The sequence below is a fragment of the Alicyclobacillus vulcanalis genome (genome assembly GCF_900156755.1).
In the GTDB taxonomy this organism is placed as follows: domain Bacteria; phylum Bacillota; class Bacilli; order Alicyclobacillales; family Alicyclobacillaceae; genus Alicyclobacillus; species Alicyclobacillus vulcanalis.
This window is the reverse complement of the sequence record NZ_FTOO01000010.1, coordinates 48,916-61,956: the sequence shown is the minus strand read 5'-3', so window position 1 is coordinate 61,956 and position 13,041 is coordinate 48,916. Positions and strand designations below refer to the sequence as shown.

Here is a 13,041-nt window from a genome sequence, read left to right as displayed (position 1 = left end):
GACACCATGGCGGTCTTTGAATTTCGCCTGCCCGAGCTCGGCGAAGGCCTGCATGAAGGCCGTATCAGTAAGTGGCTCGTCAAACCGGGCGATTCCGTCCAGGAAGACGATCCGATTGCCGAAGTGGAAAACGATAAGTCGCTCGTCGAGCTGCCGTCGCCGGTGAGCGGCAAGGTCAAAGAGATCAAGGTGCAAGAAGGTACGACCTGCGTGGTCGGAGACGTGCTGTTGACTTTTGAAGTGGAAGGCGAAGCGCCCGCGCAGGCCGAGGCGGACGAAAAGCCGACCGACAAGAGCGCTCAAAAGGCGGAACAGGACGCGCACGAAAACGCGAAAGCGGACGAGGCGCCAAAGGCAAAGGAACCCGCCCAGCCGAAGGCCGAGGCCGACGCTCAGGAATCCGCGGCCCACGAGGTCCTCGCGACGCCCGCTGTGCGCAAATACGCGCGTGAACAAGGCGTGGACATCCGCACGGTCAAGGGCACGGGTCAACATGGCAAAGTGACGAAGGAAGACATCGACCGCGCGAAGGCTGGCGCACAGGCGCCCGAACCGGCGGCTGAGGAAAAGGAATCGCGGCAAGCGGCGCCGACCACGCCTGCCGTGCAGGGCGAGGAGTACGAGGAGCGCGTGCCGATGCCCATGATCCGCCAGGCCATCGCCCGCGCCATGGTGAAGTCGAAGTACACCGCGCCGCACGTCACGCTCATGGACGAGGTGGACGTGACGGAACTCGTCAAACTGCGCAACGAGGTCAAACCCATCGCCCAAGAGCGCGGCATCAAAATCACGTACCTTCCGTTTATCGTCAAGGCCCTCATTGCGGCGCTGCGCACCAAGCCGCAGTTGAATGCCTCGTACGACGAGGAGAAACAGGAACTCGTCATCAAGCACTACTATCACATCGGCATCGCGACCGACACGGAGCGCGGACTGCTCGTGCCCGTCGTGCGGCACGCGGACCGCAAGAACATCTGGACCATTGCGCAAGAGATCAACGACCTCGCATCCAGGGGCCGTGCGGGCAAGCTGAAGCCCGACGAGATGAAGGGCAGCACCATCTCCATCACGAATATCGGATCGGCGGGCGGCTTGTTCTTTACCCCTATTATCAATTACCCTGAAGTTGCGATTTTGGGCGTCGGCCGGATCACGGAGAAGCCTGTCATCAAGAATGGTGAGTTCGCCGTGGGCCAGATGATGTCCCTGTCGCTCAGCTTCGACCACCGCGTGATTGACGGCGCGCTGGGTCAGCAGTTCATCAATGACATCAAGCGCTTGCTTGAAAATCCGCGCTTGTTGCTCCTGGAGGTGTGACGGATGGTAGTCGGGGATATCGTCGAAGAGGTTGAAGTCTTAGTCATTGGCGCAGGGCCTGGGGGTTACGTCGCAGCGATTCGCGCGGCGCAGCTCGGCAAGTCGGTGACCATTGTGGACAAGGCCGAGTTGGGCGGCGTTTGCCTCAACCGCGGTTGCATCCCGTCCAAGGCGCTGATCTCGGCCGCGCATCACTACGAGGCGGCTAAGGAGTCTCCCTTCCCGGGCATCGAGACCACGGCGAAGTTCGACTTCGCCAAGGTGCAGGAATGGAAACAGACGGTCGTCAACAAGATGACGAGCGGCGTCCAGCAGCTCCTGAAGGGCAACAAGGTCAACGTCATTCAGGGCGAGGCCTTTTTCACCAAGCCGAACGAAGTGCGCGTGATGCAAGAAAACGGAAGCCAGCGCCTTCAGTTCCAGCACTGCATCCTGGCAACGGGATCGCGGCCGATTGAGCTGAAGAATCTGCCGCTCGGCAAGCGCGTCATCGATTCCACCGGCGCGCTCGCGCTCGATCACGTCCCGAACCGCCTGGTCGTCGTGGGCGGCGGCTACATCGGCATCGAGCTCGGCCAAACCTTTGCCAAGTTCGGCAGCCAGGTGACCATCATCGAGGGCCTGGACAGCATCCTGGCGCTGTTCGACAAGCAGATGGTGCGCTTGGTCGAGAAGAACCTGAAGAAGTACAACGTGCAGATCGAGACCAACGCACTGGCCCAAGGCGTCGAGGAGACCGCGGACGGCGTCAAGCTGACGTACAAGGATAAGGACGGAAACGAGAAGACCATCGAGGCGGACTATGTCCTCGTGACGGTCGGCCGCCGCCCGAACACGGACGAGATCGGCCTGCAGGACGCGGGCATCGAGCTGACGGAGAAGGGCCTCGTCAAGGTGGACCAGCAGTGCCGCACCACCAATCCAAACGTGTTCGCCATTGGCGACATCGTCCCTGGCCCGGCTTTGGCGCACAAGGCTTCTTACGAGGGCAAGGTGGCGGCCGAAGTCATCGCCGGCAAGCCGTCGATCGTCGACTACCGCTGCATCCCGTCGGTCGTGTTCTCGGATCCGGAGATGGCCTCGGTGGGCCTGACCGAGGAAGAGGCGAAGAAGGAGTACGGTCAGGTCGCGGTGGGCCGCTTCCCGTACGCGGCAAACGGGCGCGCCACGGCGCTGAACGCCACCGACGGCTTCATTAAGCTCGTCGCCAACAAGGAAAATGGCGTGCTGGTGGGCGCGCAAGTGGTCGGCGTGGAGGCGTCGAACATCATCGCGGAACTTGGGCTCGCCATCGAGATGAGCGCGACCCTCGAAGACATCGCGCTGACGATTCACGCGCACCCGACCCTCGGAGAAATGGTCATGGAGGCCGCCGAAGTGGGCCTCGGCGAACCCATTCACATCATCAAGGGCTGATGTTGCGAAAACCGCCCGGGCTGTGTGCTCGGGCGGTTTTTCGACATATTTCCCGGGCGATAGACGGCCTTCGTCACCCTTTTCAGACCATCCCCGGGAACCCGTTCTGCCGCAGCGCCTCGAAGACGACCACCGCCACGGCGTTGGACAGGTTGAGGCTGCGCGCGGCGGCGTGATCGATCATCGGAATGCGAACCACGCGATGGGCCTGGGCTTCGATCACGTCCTTCGGCAGGCCCTTGGTCTCCTTGCCAAATACGAGAAAGTCGTCCTTCCCGTAGGCGACCTCCGTGTACCAGCGCCCTCCCTGGGTCTCCACGTAATGAAACACGCCGTCCGGATGCGCGGCCCAGAGCGCTTCGAGTGAGTCGTGATAGCGGATGTCGAGCAGATGCCAGTAATCCAGCCCGGCCCGCTTCAACTGGCGATCGTCCGTCGAAAACCCCAACTTGCCCACCAAGTGAAGCGTACACCCCGTCACCGCACAAGTGCGGGCCACGTTGCCCGTGTTCGCAGGGATCTCGGGCTCAACCAGCACGATGTGCATGCCGAAACCTCCTCGCGAAATGTCCGCCCACCAGTCTATCACGGACATGCCACACGGCCAACGCACAACCCTATCGACTCGGCCGCTTCACGCGATCCGGCAGGTGCACCCAGGCGTACCGCGTGCGAGGCGTCCACGCGGGGCTGTCCATGTACACCCAAGGCCTGTGATAGCTGTCGATGGTGTGCGCGTTCACGAGCGGCTCACCCATGGCGTCAAAGTCGGTGACGAGAGTGCTGTGGTGAAAGATCCCCTCTCCATTCCAGTCATAGAAGATAACGTCTCCCATCTTGAGTTCGGACGGATCGGAGACCACCTGCCCGCCAAACGCGCTGGTGAGCACGAGATACAGCGCCTGCGCCGTGCTCCAGCTGTAGCTCCAGTTCGGCTTTGACCCAAACTGGAACCACCAGCCCTTGGTGCGATCCGACTCGCCCCACATCGGCAGTCCGCCCGCAAAGAGGCACTGGGAGACAAAGTTTGTGCAATCGTCGGAGAAGCGCGGAAAGCGGGGATTTGTCCCGTCCCACCACGCATCGGCATATCGGACGGCCCGGATGCGATCATACACGCCAGCCTGCCATTCGGGATCCCGCGGAAACCTGGGGTGGACGGCATCCTGAGGGCCTCGGGTTTCGCGCACGAGGTCACACCCCATGGCCGACTCGCGCCCCGTGACCCTGTGCCAAACCCCGCCTTCCTTCGCCCATCTCATTTGGTGGCGAATCAGGCAGCATTCGACGGACGGATGAGCCGCCTCCTGGTACGTAAAGCAAATGCGCTCCGTCGCCTCGACGTCAGCGACTGTTTTCTCGGCATTCTCTTCGAGTTTGTCGATCCGCACTTCGGTGTGCACGCGGACCAGCCGCTTGCCGAGGCGTTCATATGCGCGACGCTTTTGTTTCGCTTGGTGAACCAAGGATTCGATGCCGGGCGCGAGGCGTTCACGGCCGCGATCGCCAAGCGAGCCGTGGAGCCAGACGCGCGCCCTGGTATCGAAGTAACTGCGCAGAGCATCTATGCACGAGGACATGCGCGGTCACCTCACTCACCGCATCCTATGACAAAAGCCTATGGAGGGTGACGTTTCATGGCGCAAAATGGGCGCCGTCTGTGCTATACTCACGACGGGGCGCGTTTTGTAGGTTGAAACGGAAGGGACGTCCTGCACATGCCGCAAACGCCAAGTGGGCAGACCACCGTGAGGGCAGTCGAGAGAGCCCTCGACATCCTGTTGCTTTTCGCACACTCGCCTCGGGCGTGGAGCCTGAGCGAGATTGCGCGCCACACAGGGCTGCACAAGAGCACGGCGCACCGGTTGCTGTTGGCGCTGCAGCAGAAGGGATTCGTTCGGCGCGAGCCCGAGTCGGATCGATATCTGCTCGGCTGGAGTCTGTACAGCCTCGGCGCGAATGCGAGCTTGCACGACCGATGGTCCGACGCCGCGAAGCCGGTGTTGGTCCGCCTGCGCGACGAGACCAACGAGACGGTGAGCCTCTACGTACGCAGCGGAGTGGAGCGCATCCGCATCCTCGCCGTCGAGAGCCTTCAGCCGATTCGCAACGTCGTGTCGATCGGCGAGCGGTATCCGCTGACCATTGGGGCGTCGGGAAAGGTTCTGCTTGCCTTCGCAGGCCCGGAGATCGTCGAGGCGGCGTGTCACCCGGATCGCCTGCCGAAGGGCGTTCGGCAGATGGACCTGCGCAGCCAATTGGAGACCATCCGCCAAGAGGGGTATGCGCTGTCGCGGCAAGAGCGGGATGCGGGCGCGGCTGCGGTGGCGGCTCCGGTTTTCTACAAGGACGGATCGTGCCTGTACGCGGTGGCTGTGTCGGGCCCTGTGGAACGTATGACAGAGGACAAGATGCGGGACATGATCCCGCAACTGAAGCGGGCCGCCAGCGAATTGTCCCAGCGGTTGTCCGAGTGACACTTGGCGCGTGACCGCGACAAAACCAGCGACCAACGATTTGAGGTGACGGACATGGGAAAACCGACCATCATCGTGATGGAGGGCGACCAGACGGGCCAGGAGCTCCTTGAGGAGGCGCTCCGGGTGCTGTCCCCTGATGTCACGGGATATGACATCGAGATTCGGAAGTTCGACTTGAGCCTGGAGAATCGACGCCGCACGCAAAACGGGGTGGTGCACGAGGCAGCGGAAGCCATGCGCGAAACGGGGCTGGGGTTGAAAGCTGCGACCATCACGCCAGAGGAAAAGGGTGATGTCGGCAGCCCCAATGCGATTCTGCGCAAGGAGATCAACGGGACGGTCATCGTCCGCACGGGCCGCCGCATTCCCGGAATTGCGCCGCCGGTCGGCGTCTACTCGCCCATTTCGGTCATCCGCATGGCGGTGGATGACGCCTACGGGGCGAAGGAGTGGCGGGAACAGCTGGACAACGGCGACGAGATCGCCTACCGGACGGAGAAGATCTCGCGGGCCGTCTGCCGAGGCGTGGCCAAGTACGCCTTCCAGCATGCGCGCCGGACGCACGCCAAGGTCTTCGGCGGCCCCAAGTACACCGTGAGCCCGGTTTACGAGGGCATGTTGAAGGAAGAGATGGACGCGGCCGCCAAGGAATACCCTGACGTGCGCTACGAGCCTCAGCTCATCGACGCCACCTACGCCCTGTTGCTCGCGAGGGCTGGCGAAGCGCTCGTCATCCCCGCTTTGAACCGGGACGGCGATTGCTTGTCCGATCTCGTCCTGCAAATGTTCGGCACCATCGCCGGATCGGAATCGCTGTTGTTGTCGCTGGACGACGCGTTCAAGCCCAAGGTCGTCATGGCCGAGGCACCGCACGGCACGGCGCCCAACCTGTATCGAAAGAACATGGCCAACCCGATGGCGATGATTCTCGCAGGCGCAGCGCTTTTGAATTACATCCAGGACAAGGATGCCCACACCGTGTCGCGCGCCATCTACGAAGCCACGCTCGAGTCGATTGTCGACGGCATCCGCACAGCCGATCTCGGCGGCCACGCCACGACCACGGAATTCACGGATGAGGTCATCCGCAGAGTGCGGACCAAGCTCGAGGTCTGGAGCACGTTCGGCGACGCCGTGTGAAGGAGAGCTGGGCGGGCGCAAAGCTGGGCTCGCGCCCGCCCGAACCTCCGCGTGAGCGCATAGGCTTTGGCGGAGGGGACCGCCGATGAAGAGCCAAAAGCCCAACCTGCCGGATTGGATGCAACACCTGCTCGCGGAGTTCCTGTCGCCCCCCGCGTTTCTGGTGCACCAAGCGGGCGCGACCGCATCTCAGGCCCCGCCCGAGCCTTCGCGTGAATCCCTTCCTGCCGCCTCGGGTCAAGCCGTGATCGACAACGACACGGCGACACGCGGCGCGCGCGGCGCGGCGGAAGTGCGGAGCGCGGCGCCAGGGGCGGATGCCGCAGAGCCCCCAACCGCATCTGCCATGTCCCACCCACCCCGGCCCATTCCTCAGGCCGTCGTGTCCAAGTACGATCTCGCCATCGAAAGCCGGCATCCGCATGAAGCGCATGGGGACCTGGAGATCTGGACGGACGCCAAGGGACGCCGCTACGCCGCCAAGCGCTCGAGCATTTCCCCGGCGCACTGCCGCGCCATGGCTCAATGCCTTCGCCACGCCAAGCAGCAGGGATTTACCAAATTCGCCCCTTTTGTCACGACGGCAACCGGCGCTTCGTACGTGCGCCACGGGGATTTCACCTACTACGTCACGGAATGGGTATCTGGCCAGCCAGCCAACTTCGCGCTTCCAGAGCACGTCGCCCAAACCGCCTATACGCTCGCGCAATTCCACGAAGCCACGCGCCGCTTCGAATCCGAATGGCAGCCGGATGAGCCCGCCGATGACGTGTTCGGGCTGTTTCAGGCGCGCTTGCGGGACTTGCGGCAGATGTGCTTGCGGGCGGATCGGAAAAAGGAAAAAGACACGTTCGACCAGCTCCTTCTCTCCCTGCGAGAGGATCTGCAGCGAGATGCTGGCGAGAGCCTGGCTTTGCTCGAAGATCGGGACGTGATCGCCTATCTGGAGGAGGAACGTTCATCGGGGGGATGGTGCCACCTGGACGTCATCCCGGCCAACTGCCTGTATACACCGCAGCACCAAGTGGTGTTGATCGACTTTGAGCTCGCGCGCAAGGCGCCTCGCGCGCTCGACATGGCGCACTTGCTCAGGCGAAGCCTGGAGCGGGGCAGTTGGGACGGGCACCTGGCGTACGCCTGCTTTCTGCACTTCGATGCCGTCCGCGCCATCGCGAAAGAAGAATACCGGACGGTGGAAGCCATCCTGCGCTTCCCCTACCTGCCCTGGCGCATTGCGCACGCGAGGTACCATTTCGGAGCCGATCCGGCTCAGCTCGAAGCCCTTCAGCGGTACGCGATGCAGGAAGAAAAGCGGCACGCGTTTCTCCGAAGCCTCCGGGAACAAGTGGAGCACCTGGGGGAGTGAACTCGTACCGGGCGAAGGGGGCACCTCGCGAGACGGCTCAGCCACCGGCGTGTGCTCCGGCTGCGTGTGCCCGCCGGGCATTCGGCCATTCGGCCACTCGGCCGGGCGGCGTCATCAAGCCATCGCCTGGGCCCGTAGCACGTTGGCCTCGTGATGTAAAAGCCAGGCCTTCAGATCCACGTTTGCGCCGGCGTAGCCCACCAAGCGACCGTCCGCGCCCACCACGCGGTGACATGGAATGAACACAGGCAGCGGATTGGCCCGGTTGGCCTGTCCCACAGCGCGAACGGCCTGCGGCCGGCCAACCGCCGCTGCGATGTCCCTGTAGGCAACGCGCTCGCCAAAAGGAATGGAACGAAGGGCGTCCCACACCGCCCGTTGAAACGCCGTCCCTCTCGGCGCGAGAGGCACGGAAAACGACCGAAGCTCGCCTGCAAAGTATCGGCGAAGTTCTGCTGCGGCCCACTCGGCAACCTCGAGCGCGTCACCGCCCATCGTCCGCTCCCGCTCGCCGGGCGCCGGTTCCAGCCTCGTCCAGCCTGACGCCACCACGCCTTGCGGCTCAGCCGCCAGCCACATGTCTCCCACTGGCGTCTCCACCGTCACGACCGCCCAATCGCCTTCCTTCACATCCGCTCGCCTCCTCGCGCCCATTGCCCGAGGCATTCGCGATGGCCGCTTCAATTTCCTGCCGCACCTCGGCGTCCTGCTCCACTGTCAGGGCCGCCTGCAACTCCCGGCGAGCTTGCTCTCCTCCGATCTCGCCAAGCGCCCACGCAGCACTCGCCCGAAGCTCAACCCGGTCGGACGACAAAAAGCGCACGATGAGTGGCACCGCCTCCTCTCGGCGCAAATTGCCAAGCGCGATCAGCGCATTGCGCTGCAGCGTTCGCACACCTCGCCACGCCAGCGCCGATCGCCCGTAAGCGCGCACAAACTGCCGATTAGACATCTCGAGCAAACGGACGAGATCGGGATACGCCACTTCGCGGTCCGGCAGGAAGGCGTCATCCTTGGCGGCCTCGCGCTGCCGATTCAGCGGGCACACCTGTTGACACACATCGCATCCCCAAATCCGCCGCCCGAGCGGCCGGCGATATTCGCGCGGAATCATGCCCTTCATCTGCGTCACGTAGGACAGACAAGCGGTAGCCTTCAGTTCGCCCGGCGCCGCAAACGCCTGCGTGGGACACGCCCGCATGCAGAGATCGCAGTCTCCGCAATGCTTGCCCACGTCCGGCGGCAAATGATTCGCATCTTCGATCTCGACATCCAGCAACAACGCCCCCAGGAACACATACGAACCGTACCGAGGGCTGAACAACATGCCGTTCTTCCCGATCCACCCAAGGCCGCTTCGCTCGGCGACCCGGCGATCCACAAGCGGGGACGTATCGACCGCCACGCGGAAACGGATTTCGCGGCCCACGAGGTCCTGGATCCGCCGGGCCAGAGCCTCGAGCCGCGCGGACAGCACGCCGTGATAGTCCTCCCCATACACATAGCAGGATGTCTGCCCACGCAGTTCGTGGCGCGGGTGCTCGCGCATCTGTCGGGCCGCCTCTTCCGTCAGATACGGAAGCGCCGCAGTGATGATGGACTTCGCCTCAGGCAGCCAAAAGCGCGGATCCATCCGTTCCACAGCATTCGCCCATTCAAAACCCGTGCGGCCGCGCGCCTCGTAGTCCGCAAGCGGGCCGGCGAGATCGTCAAAGGGCGACGCATCCGTGGCCGCAATTTCGGGTAGCCCGACCGCCTCCGCCAGAGGCCGAATCTCCGAAAGCGAGAGTTTATCTCCGCGATTCACCGCGGTATCGCCCTCCGCGCCAACTCGTCACACCGCTCGTTCATCGCGACACCGGCGTGGCCCTTGACCTTCTCGAAGCGGACACGATGGCCGTCGATGGCCTCGAGCAACTGTTCCCAGAGGTCTCGGTTCTGAACCGGTTCGCCTTTGCTGTTCACCCACCCGTTCCGCCGCCAATTCACATACCACCGCTGCTGAAAACAGTTGACCACATAGGCCGAGTCGGAGTGGACGATCACGTCGCACGGCCGCTTCAAAGCTTTCAGACCCTCGATCACGGCCTTCAGTTCCATGCGCTGGTTGGTGGTCTCGCGCTCCCCGCCAGAGAGTTCCTTCACGCGCCCATTCCATTGGAGAATCGCGGCCCAGCCGCCCGGGCCCGGGTTTCCCGAACATGCGCCGTCAGTGTACAGAATCACGGGCTCCTCGCTCATCGACTTCCTCCTTCGCCCGAAACGGGCTGTCTGCAAGGACCAGCATAGTCGACCGCGAGCCCGGGCGCAATTTGTGCCACGAAGGGTGCGTGCGTTGGAAGTTCGCCCTGTCTATGTTCCGTCTAACGGTCGCGTAGCGCCTTGATGTCAGTGATAGGACTCTGATGTAAGCATAGGTACAGACGACGGTATTTAAAAACGCAAACCCGTATCTGCGATTACAGTTTCATCTCTCGAAAAGGGCAGACTCAGATGGTCTTCTGCGTACCAAGTACTTCAGGTCGCACTTTCGAGCGTCACCCTGTCATCAAGTTCAACAACGATGTGATAGTCCCCACTTCCCAACAGGACTTCGTGCACTCCACTGTGTACACGATGTTCCAATACATACTGCTGAACATCGATATGCAAGACTTTTGCTGAAACGCGCACAATCGCGTGAGTGTTCGCCGGAACTCGTAAACTCAGATTCACGATTTCCATACTTCGTCTCCACTCTAACTTAATGATTCCATATGGCGTATCGTGGCATATACCCACAAAATCCAGTCCACACATGACGTCCGGCTCGACAATAAATTCCTTAAAGCCTGGCATGAGTGGCTTGAGTCCTCCAAGACGGCGATACATCCAATCACCAATGCAGCCAAAGGCAACATGGTTTTGAGACACAAGCTTGACATCTCCATTAGGTGAGACGGCATCCCAAGACTCCCATACTGTAGTAGCACCACAATTAATTTCATATAGCCAAGATGGACAGCGTTCTTGCCACAACAACCGATATGCGATATCAGGCCTGCCTGCGTCGCATAACACATCCATCAAAAATGGTGTCGCGAGGAATCCCGTGTCCAAACGCCATCCATTGCATTCGATGAGCCTGACCAGCTGTTCCACCATCCGACCTCTTAAGTTTGAAGAGACCATGTCCATATATAGAGCTAGAACGTACGTGCCTTGAAAGTGTGCAGACAAGCGGCCGGAGTCATCCACGTACTCTTTTTCGAACGCCTGTCGAATGTGGCTATATAGTTGCCGGTAGAACACTGCATCGCCTGGTCGACCGATAATATCGGCAATTTCACTCATTAACTTGCATGAGTAGGCATAAAAGCATGTTGCAACCAACTCCCCTGTGGCTTCAGCGGAAGCAATTGGCCCCAGACCATTGTTGTTCTCCATGACCAAACTAGGGATCATCCAGTCTCCAAAATGAAAGCCGTGGTTCCAAAGGTACCGGCGATGACCATCGCTCTCCTGCTCAGCTTGACTGCGAACATAACTAAGCCATCGGCCCATGGCCTCGTAATTTTCTTCCAGAATGCTTATATCACCATACCGCTGATAGAGAACCCAAGGAACAATGATGATCGCGTCTCCCCATCCCGCGCTTGATATTCCAAGGGGTCCAGATTCAAATTCCAAGTAGCGTCCTGCGGGAACATGGTTAGGGACTCTCCCGTCAGGCAGTTGCTCCAAGCGGACCATGAGCAACCACCTCCGCAAAAAGGCAAAGACGTGCATGTTGAAGGTAGCAGTCGGTGCGAATACTTGCACATCCCCAGTCCAGCCGGCACGTTCTCGCGTGGGACAATCCGTCGGAATTGACACCATGTTGCTTTTTTGAGTCCACTGAATGTTGCTGTGCAAGCGATTTAGGCGCTCGTCAGAACACCTAAACGAACCAGTTAATTTCATATCGCTGTAGAGAACAACGGCTTCAACGTCATCCAGCTGAATGCGCGTGGGACAACCAGTGATACGTACGTAGCGAAAACCGTGATACGTAAAAGCTGGCTCGTATACCTCGTCGCCACGTCCGGACGTGATGTAAATGTCCGTTTGTTCTTTGTTCCGTCCGACAATGTTTCGAATGAACTGACCATCCGTATCGACCGCCTCACTGTGTTCGATGCGGATTTCCGTCCCCTCAGGAACATTTAGACGGAGCCGAATGCGTCCTGCAATTACTTGCCCGAAGTCTACAATTTGGGAACCATCAGAACTTACATAAATCTGAATGGGTGAAAGCCTCTCCATTGCCCGAACCACTGGCCCGTATTGTGCGCGTATACATGCAGGTCCATCTTCAGAATAGACGCACTTAAACCACTCACTATCATCAAAATCAGGCGAACTCCACCCTTGTATTTCCAAGCGAGCATCGTACTTTTCTCCAATAAAAAGATCTGCATAGAGCCACGGTCCCGTGTGACAGCGAAAAGATGTATCGGTGCTAATAACCTCCGTTGAACCGTCTTCATATTCAATTTCGAGTTGGAGGAGCAACGCCAACTTATTTCCGTAATGGCAACTGTGGCCTGCAAAGTGAATACGTCCGATGTACCAACCATCAGCTAGCACAATACCAATAGCGTTGACACCTGGTTTGATACATGCGGTGACGTCGTAGGTCTGGTATTTCAAATATTTATCGTAAGGTGTAAAGTCTGGACTAAATTCTGCTTGCCCAACTTTCATGCCATTTATTTCGGCACGATAAACGCCACGTGAAGTGATATACAGGCGTGCTTTCCTGACAGAGCGCACAACACGGAAAGCGCGACGTATCAATTGAGGAGGACGCAAATCCGCTTCCTGTTCCTGAAGCGTCTTTGTCGCCACATTCCCACTCACAACATCTAAAACAGACACCATCTTTTCCTCAGAGGCAGGTTTCTGAATAGGCTCGATCCAATGCGCCTCCCAGTCCTCAGGCTTAAGCAGACCCATCTCCCAAAACGCAGGGTTGCTCCAGTCGGACTCACGTCCTTGATTATCCCAAACCTTCACCTTCCACTCATATCGTCGACGAGAACACAGGTTAGGGCCCTTATAGACTATTCCCGAAGTCCTTTCACTCTCGACACGGCCACTATCCCAGATTACTACTCCGTTACTTTCCACCACGATGCGATAGGCTGTTTGCATCACGTTATATCCTGCAGCTTCGAGCACCCAACTGAAATGTGGATGCACTATATCAGTTCCAAGTGGATTACACTGGTGATCGACTTGTAGACTTGTAGCACAAATTTCGTGAATGCCTGTTTGCACGGTGTCATAGCACCTCACACC

At 60.0% G+C, this 13,041-nt stretch carries 11 protein-coding genes; 5 read left to right on the top strand and 6 right to left on the bottom strand.

The features are described from left to right. Positions 1-6 precede the first annotated feature (6 nt). Both BW934_RS11530 and lpdA read left to right on the top strand, forming a co-directional pair. A complete protein-coding gene (locus BW934_RS11530; RefSeq protein WP_076348237.1) occupies positions 7-1,317 on the top strand; it encodes a dihydrolipoamide acetyltransferase family protein in 1,311 nt (436 codons plus the stop codon). 3 nt (positions 1,318-1,320) lie between these two features. Next, positions 1,321-2,733 (top strand): dihydrolipoyl dehydrogenase, encoded by a 1,413-nt coding sequence (lpdA, locus tag BW934_RS11525; protein ID WP_076348235.1) that lies wholly within the window; start codon positions 1,321-1,323, stop codon positions 2,731-2,733. 82 nt (positions 2,734-2,815) lie between these two features. On the opposite strand, the gene BW934_RS11520 is transcribed toward lpdA, so the two are convergent. After that, entirely contained in the window at positions 2,816-3,280 is a 465-nt protein-coding gene (locus BW934_RS11520; protein ID WP_076348233.1) for a tRNA (cytidine(34)-2'-O)-methyltransferase, read from the bottom strand. Positions 3,281-3,350: 70 nt separating this feature from the next. After that, a complete protein-coding gene (locus tag BW934_RS11515; protein WP_076348231.1) occupies positions 3,351-4,313 on the bottom strand; it encodes an amidase domain-containing protein in 963 nt (320 codons plus the stop codon). Positions 4,314-4,451: 138 nt separating this feature from the next. Between BW934_RS11515 and BW934_RS11510 the strand changes: the two genes are divergently transcribed. The 3 genes from BW934_RS11510 to BW934_RS11500 all read left to right on the top strand — a co-directional run bounded on the left by BW934_RS11510 (position 4,452) and on the right by BW934_RS11500 (position 7,719). Continuing rightward, a complete protein-coding gene (locus BW934_RS11510; protein WP_076348229.1) occupies positions 4,452-5,210 on the top strand; it encodes an IclR family transcriptional regulator in 759 nt (252 codons plus the stop codon). A gap of 54 nt (positions 5,211-5,264) precedes the next feature. Further along, positions 5,265-6,353, top strand: a complete 1,089-nt coding sequence (locus tag BW934_RS11505) for an isocitrate/isopropylmalate family dehydrogenase (RefSeq protein ID WP_076348227.1) — start codon at positions 5,265-5,267, stop codon at positions 6,351-6,353. A gap of 85 nt (positions 6,354-6,438) precedes the next feature. Continuing rightward, complete coding sequence (locus BW934_RS11500; protein ID WP_076348225.1) at positions 6,439-7,719, top strand: phosphotransferase; 1,281 nt, start codon at positions 6,439-6,441, stop codon at positions 7,717-7,719. Positions 7,720-7,833: 114 nt separating this feature from the next. On the opposite strand, the gene BW934_RS11495 is transcribed toward BW934_RS11500, so the two are convergent. The 4 genes from BW934_RS11495 to BW934_RS11480 all read right to left on the bottom strand — a co-directional run bounded on the left by BW934_RS11495 (position 7,834) and on the right by BW934_RS11480 (position 13,020). Further along, positions 7,834-8,349, bottom strand: coding sequence for a methylated-DNA--[protein]-cysteine S-methyltransferase (locus BW934_RS11495; protein WP_234969754.1), 516 nt, complete (start codon positions 8,347-8,349; stop codon positions 7,834-7,836). Next, the gene (queG, locus tag BW934_RS11490) at positions 8,282-9,526 is read right to left on the bottom strand and encodes a tRNA epoxyqueuosine(34) reductase QueG (RefSeq protein WP_076348221.1); all 1,245 of its coding nucleotides are present in this window, start codon (positions 9,524-9,526) and stop codon (positions 8,282-8,284) included. The genes BW934_RS11495 and queG overlap by 68 nt, the downstream gene beginning before the upstream one ends. Beyond that, positions 9,523-9,960: a ribonuclease HI gene (gene rnhA / locus BW934_RS11485; protein ID WP_076348219.1), complete on the bottom strand. Its 438-nt coding sequence runs from the start codon at positions 9,958-9,960 to the stop codon at positions 9,523-9,525. The genes queG and rnhA overlap by 4 nt, the downstream gene beginning before the upstream one ends. Before the next feature lie 276 nt (positions 9,961-10,236). Beyond that, positions 10,237-13,020, bottom strand: coding sequence for an alpha-L-rhamnosidase (locus BW934_RS11480; RefSeq protein ID WP_143232647.1), 2,784 nt, complete (start codon positions 13,018-13,020; stop codon positions 10,237-10,239). Positions 13,021-13,041 lie beyond the last annotated feature (21 nt).

Coding starts and splice junctions, on each gene's coding strand:
- BW934_RS11530 (WP_076348237.1), top strand. CDS start 7: ATGGCGGTCTTTGAATTTCGCCTGCCCGAGCTCGGCGAAGGCCTGCAT.
- lpdA (WP_076348235.1), top strand. CDS start 1,321: ATGGTAGTCGGGGATATCGTCGAAGAGGTTGAAGTCTTAGTCATTGGC.
- BW934_RS11520 (WP_076348233.1), bottom strand. CDS start 3,280: ATGCACATCGTGCTGGTTGAGCCCGAGATCCCTGCGAACACGGGCAAC.
- BW934_RS11515 (WP_076348231.1), bottom strand. CDS start 4,313: ATGTCCTCGTGCATAGATGCTCTGCGCAGTTACTTCGATACCAGGGCG.
- BW934_RS11510 (WP_076348229.1), top strand. CDS start 4,452: ATGCCGCAAACGCCAAGTGGGCAGACCACCGTGAGGGCAGTCGAGAGA.
- BW934_RS11505 (WP_076348227.1), top strand. CDS start 5,265: ATGGGAAAACCGACCATCATCGTGATGGAGGGCGACCAGACGGGCCAG.
- BW934_RS11500 (WP_076348225.1), top strand. CDS start 6,439: ATGAAGAGCCAAAAGCCCAACCTGCCGGATTGGATGCAACACCTGCTC.
- rnhA (WP_076348219.1), bottom strand. CDS start 9,960: ATGAGCGAGGAGCCCGTGATTCTGTACACTGACGGCGCATGTTCGGGA.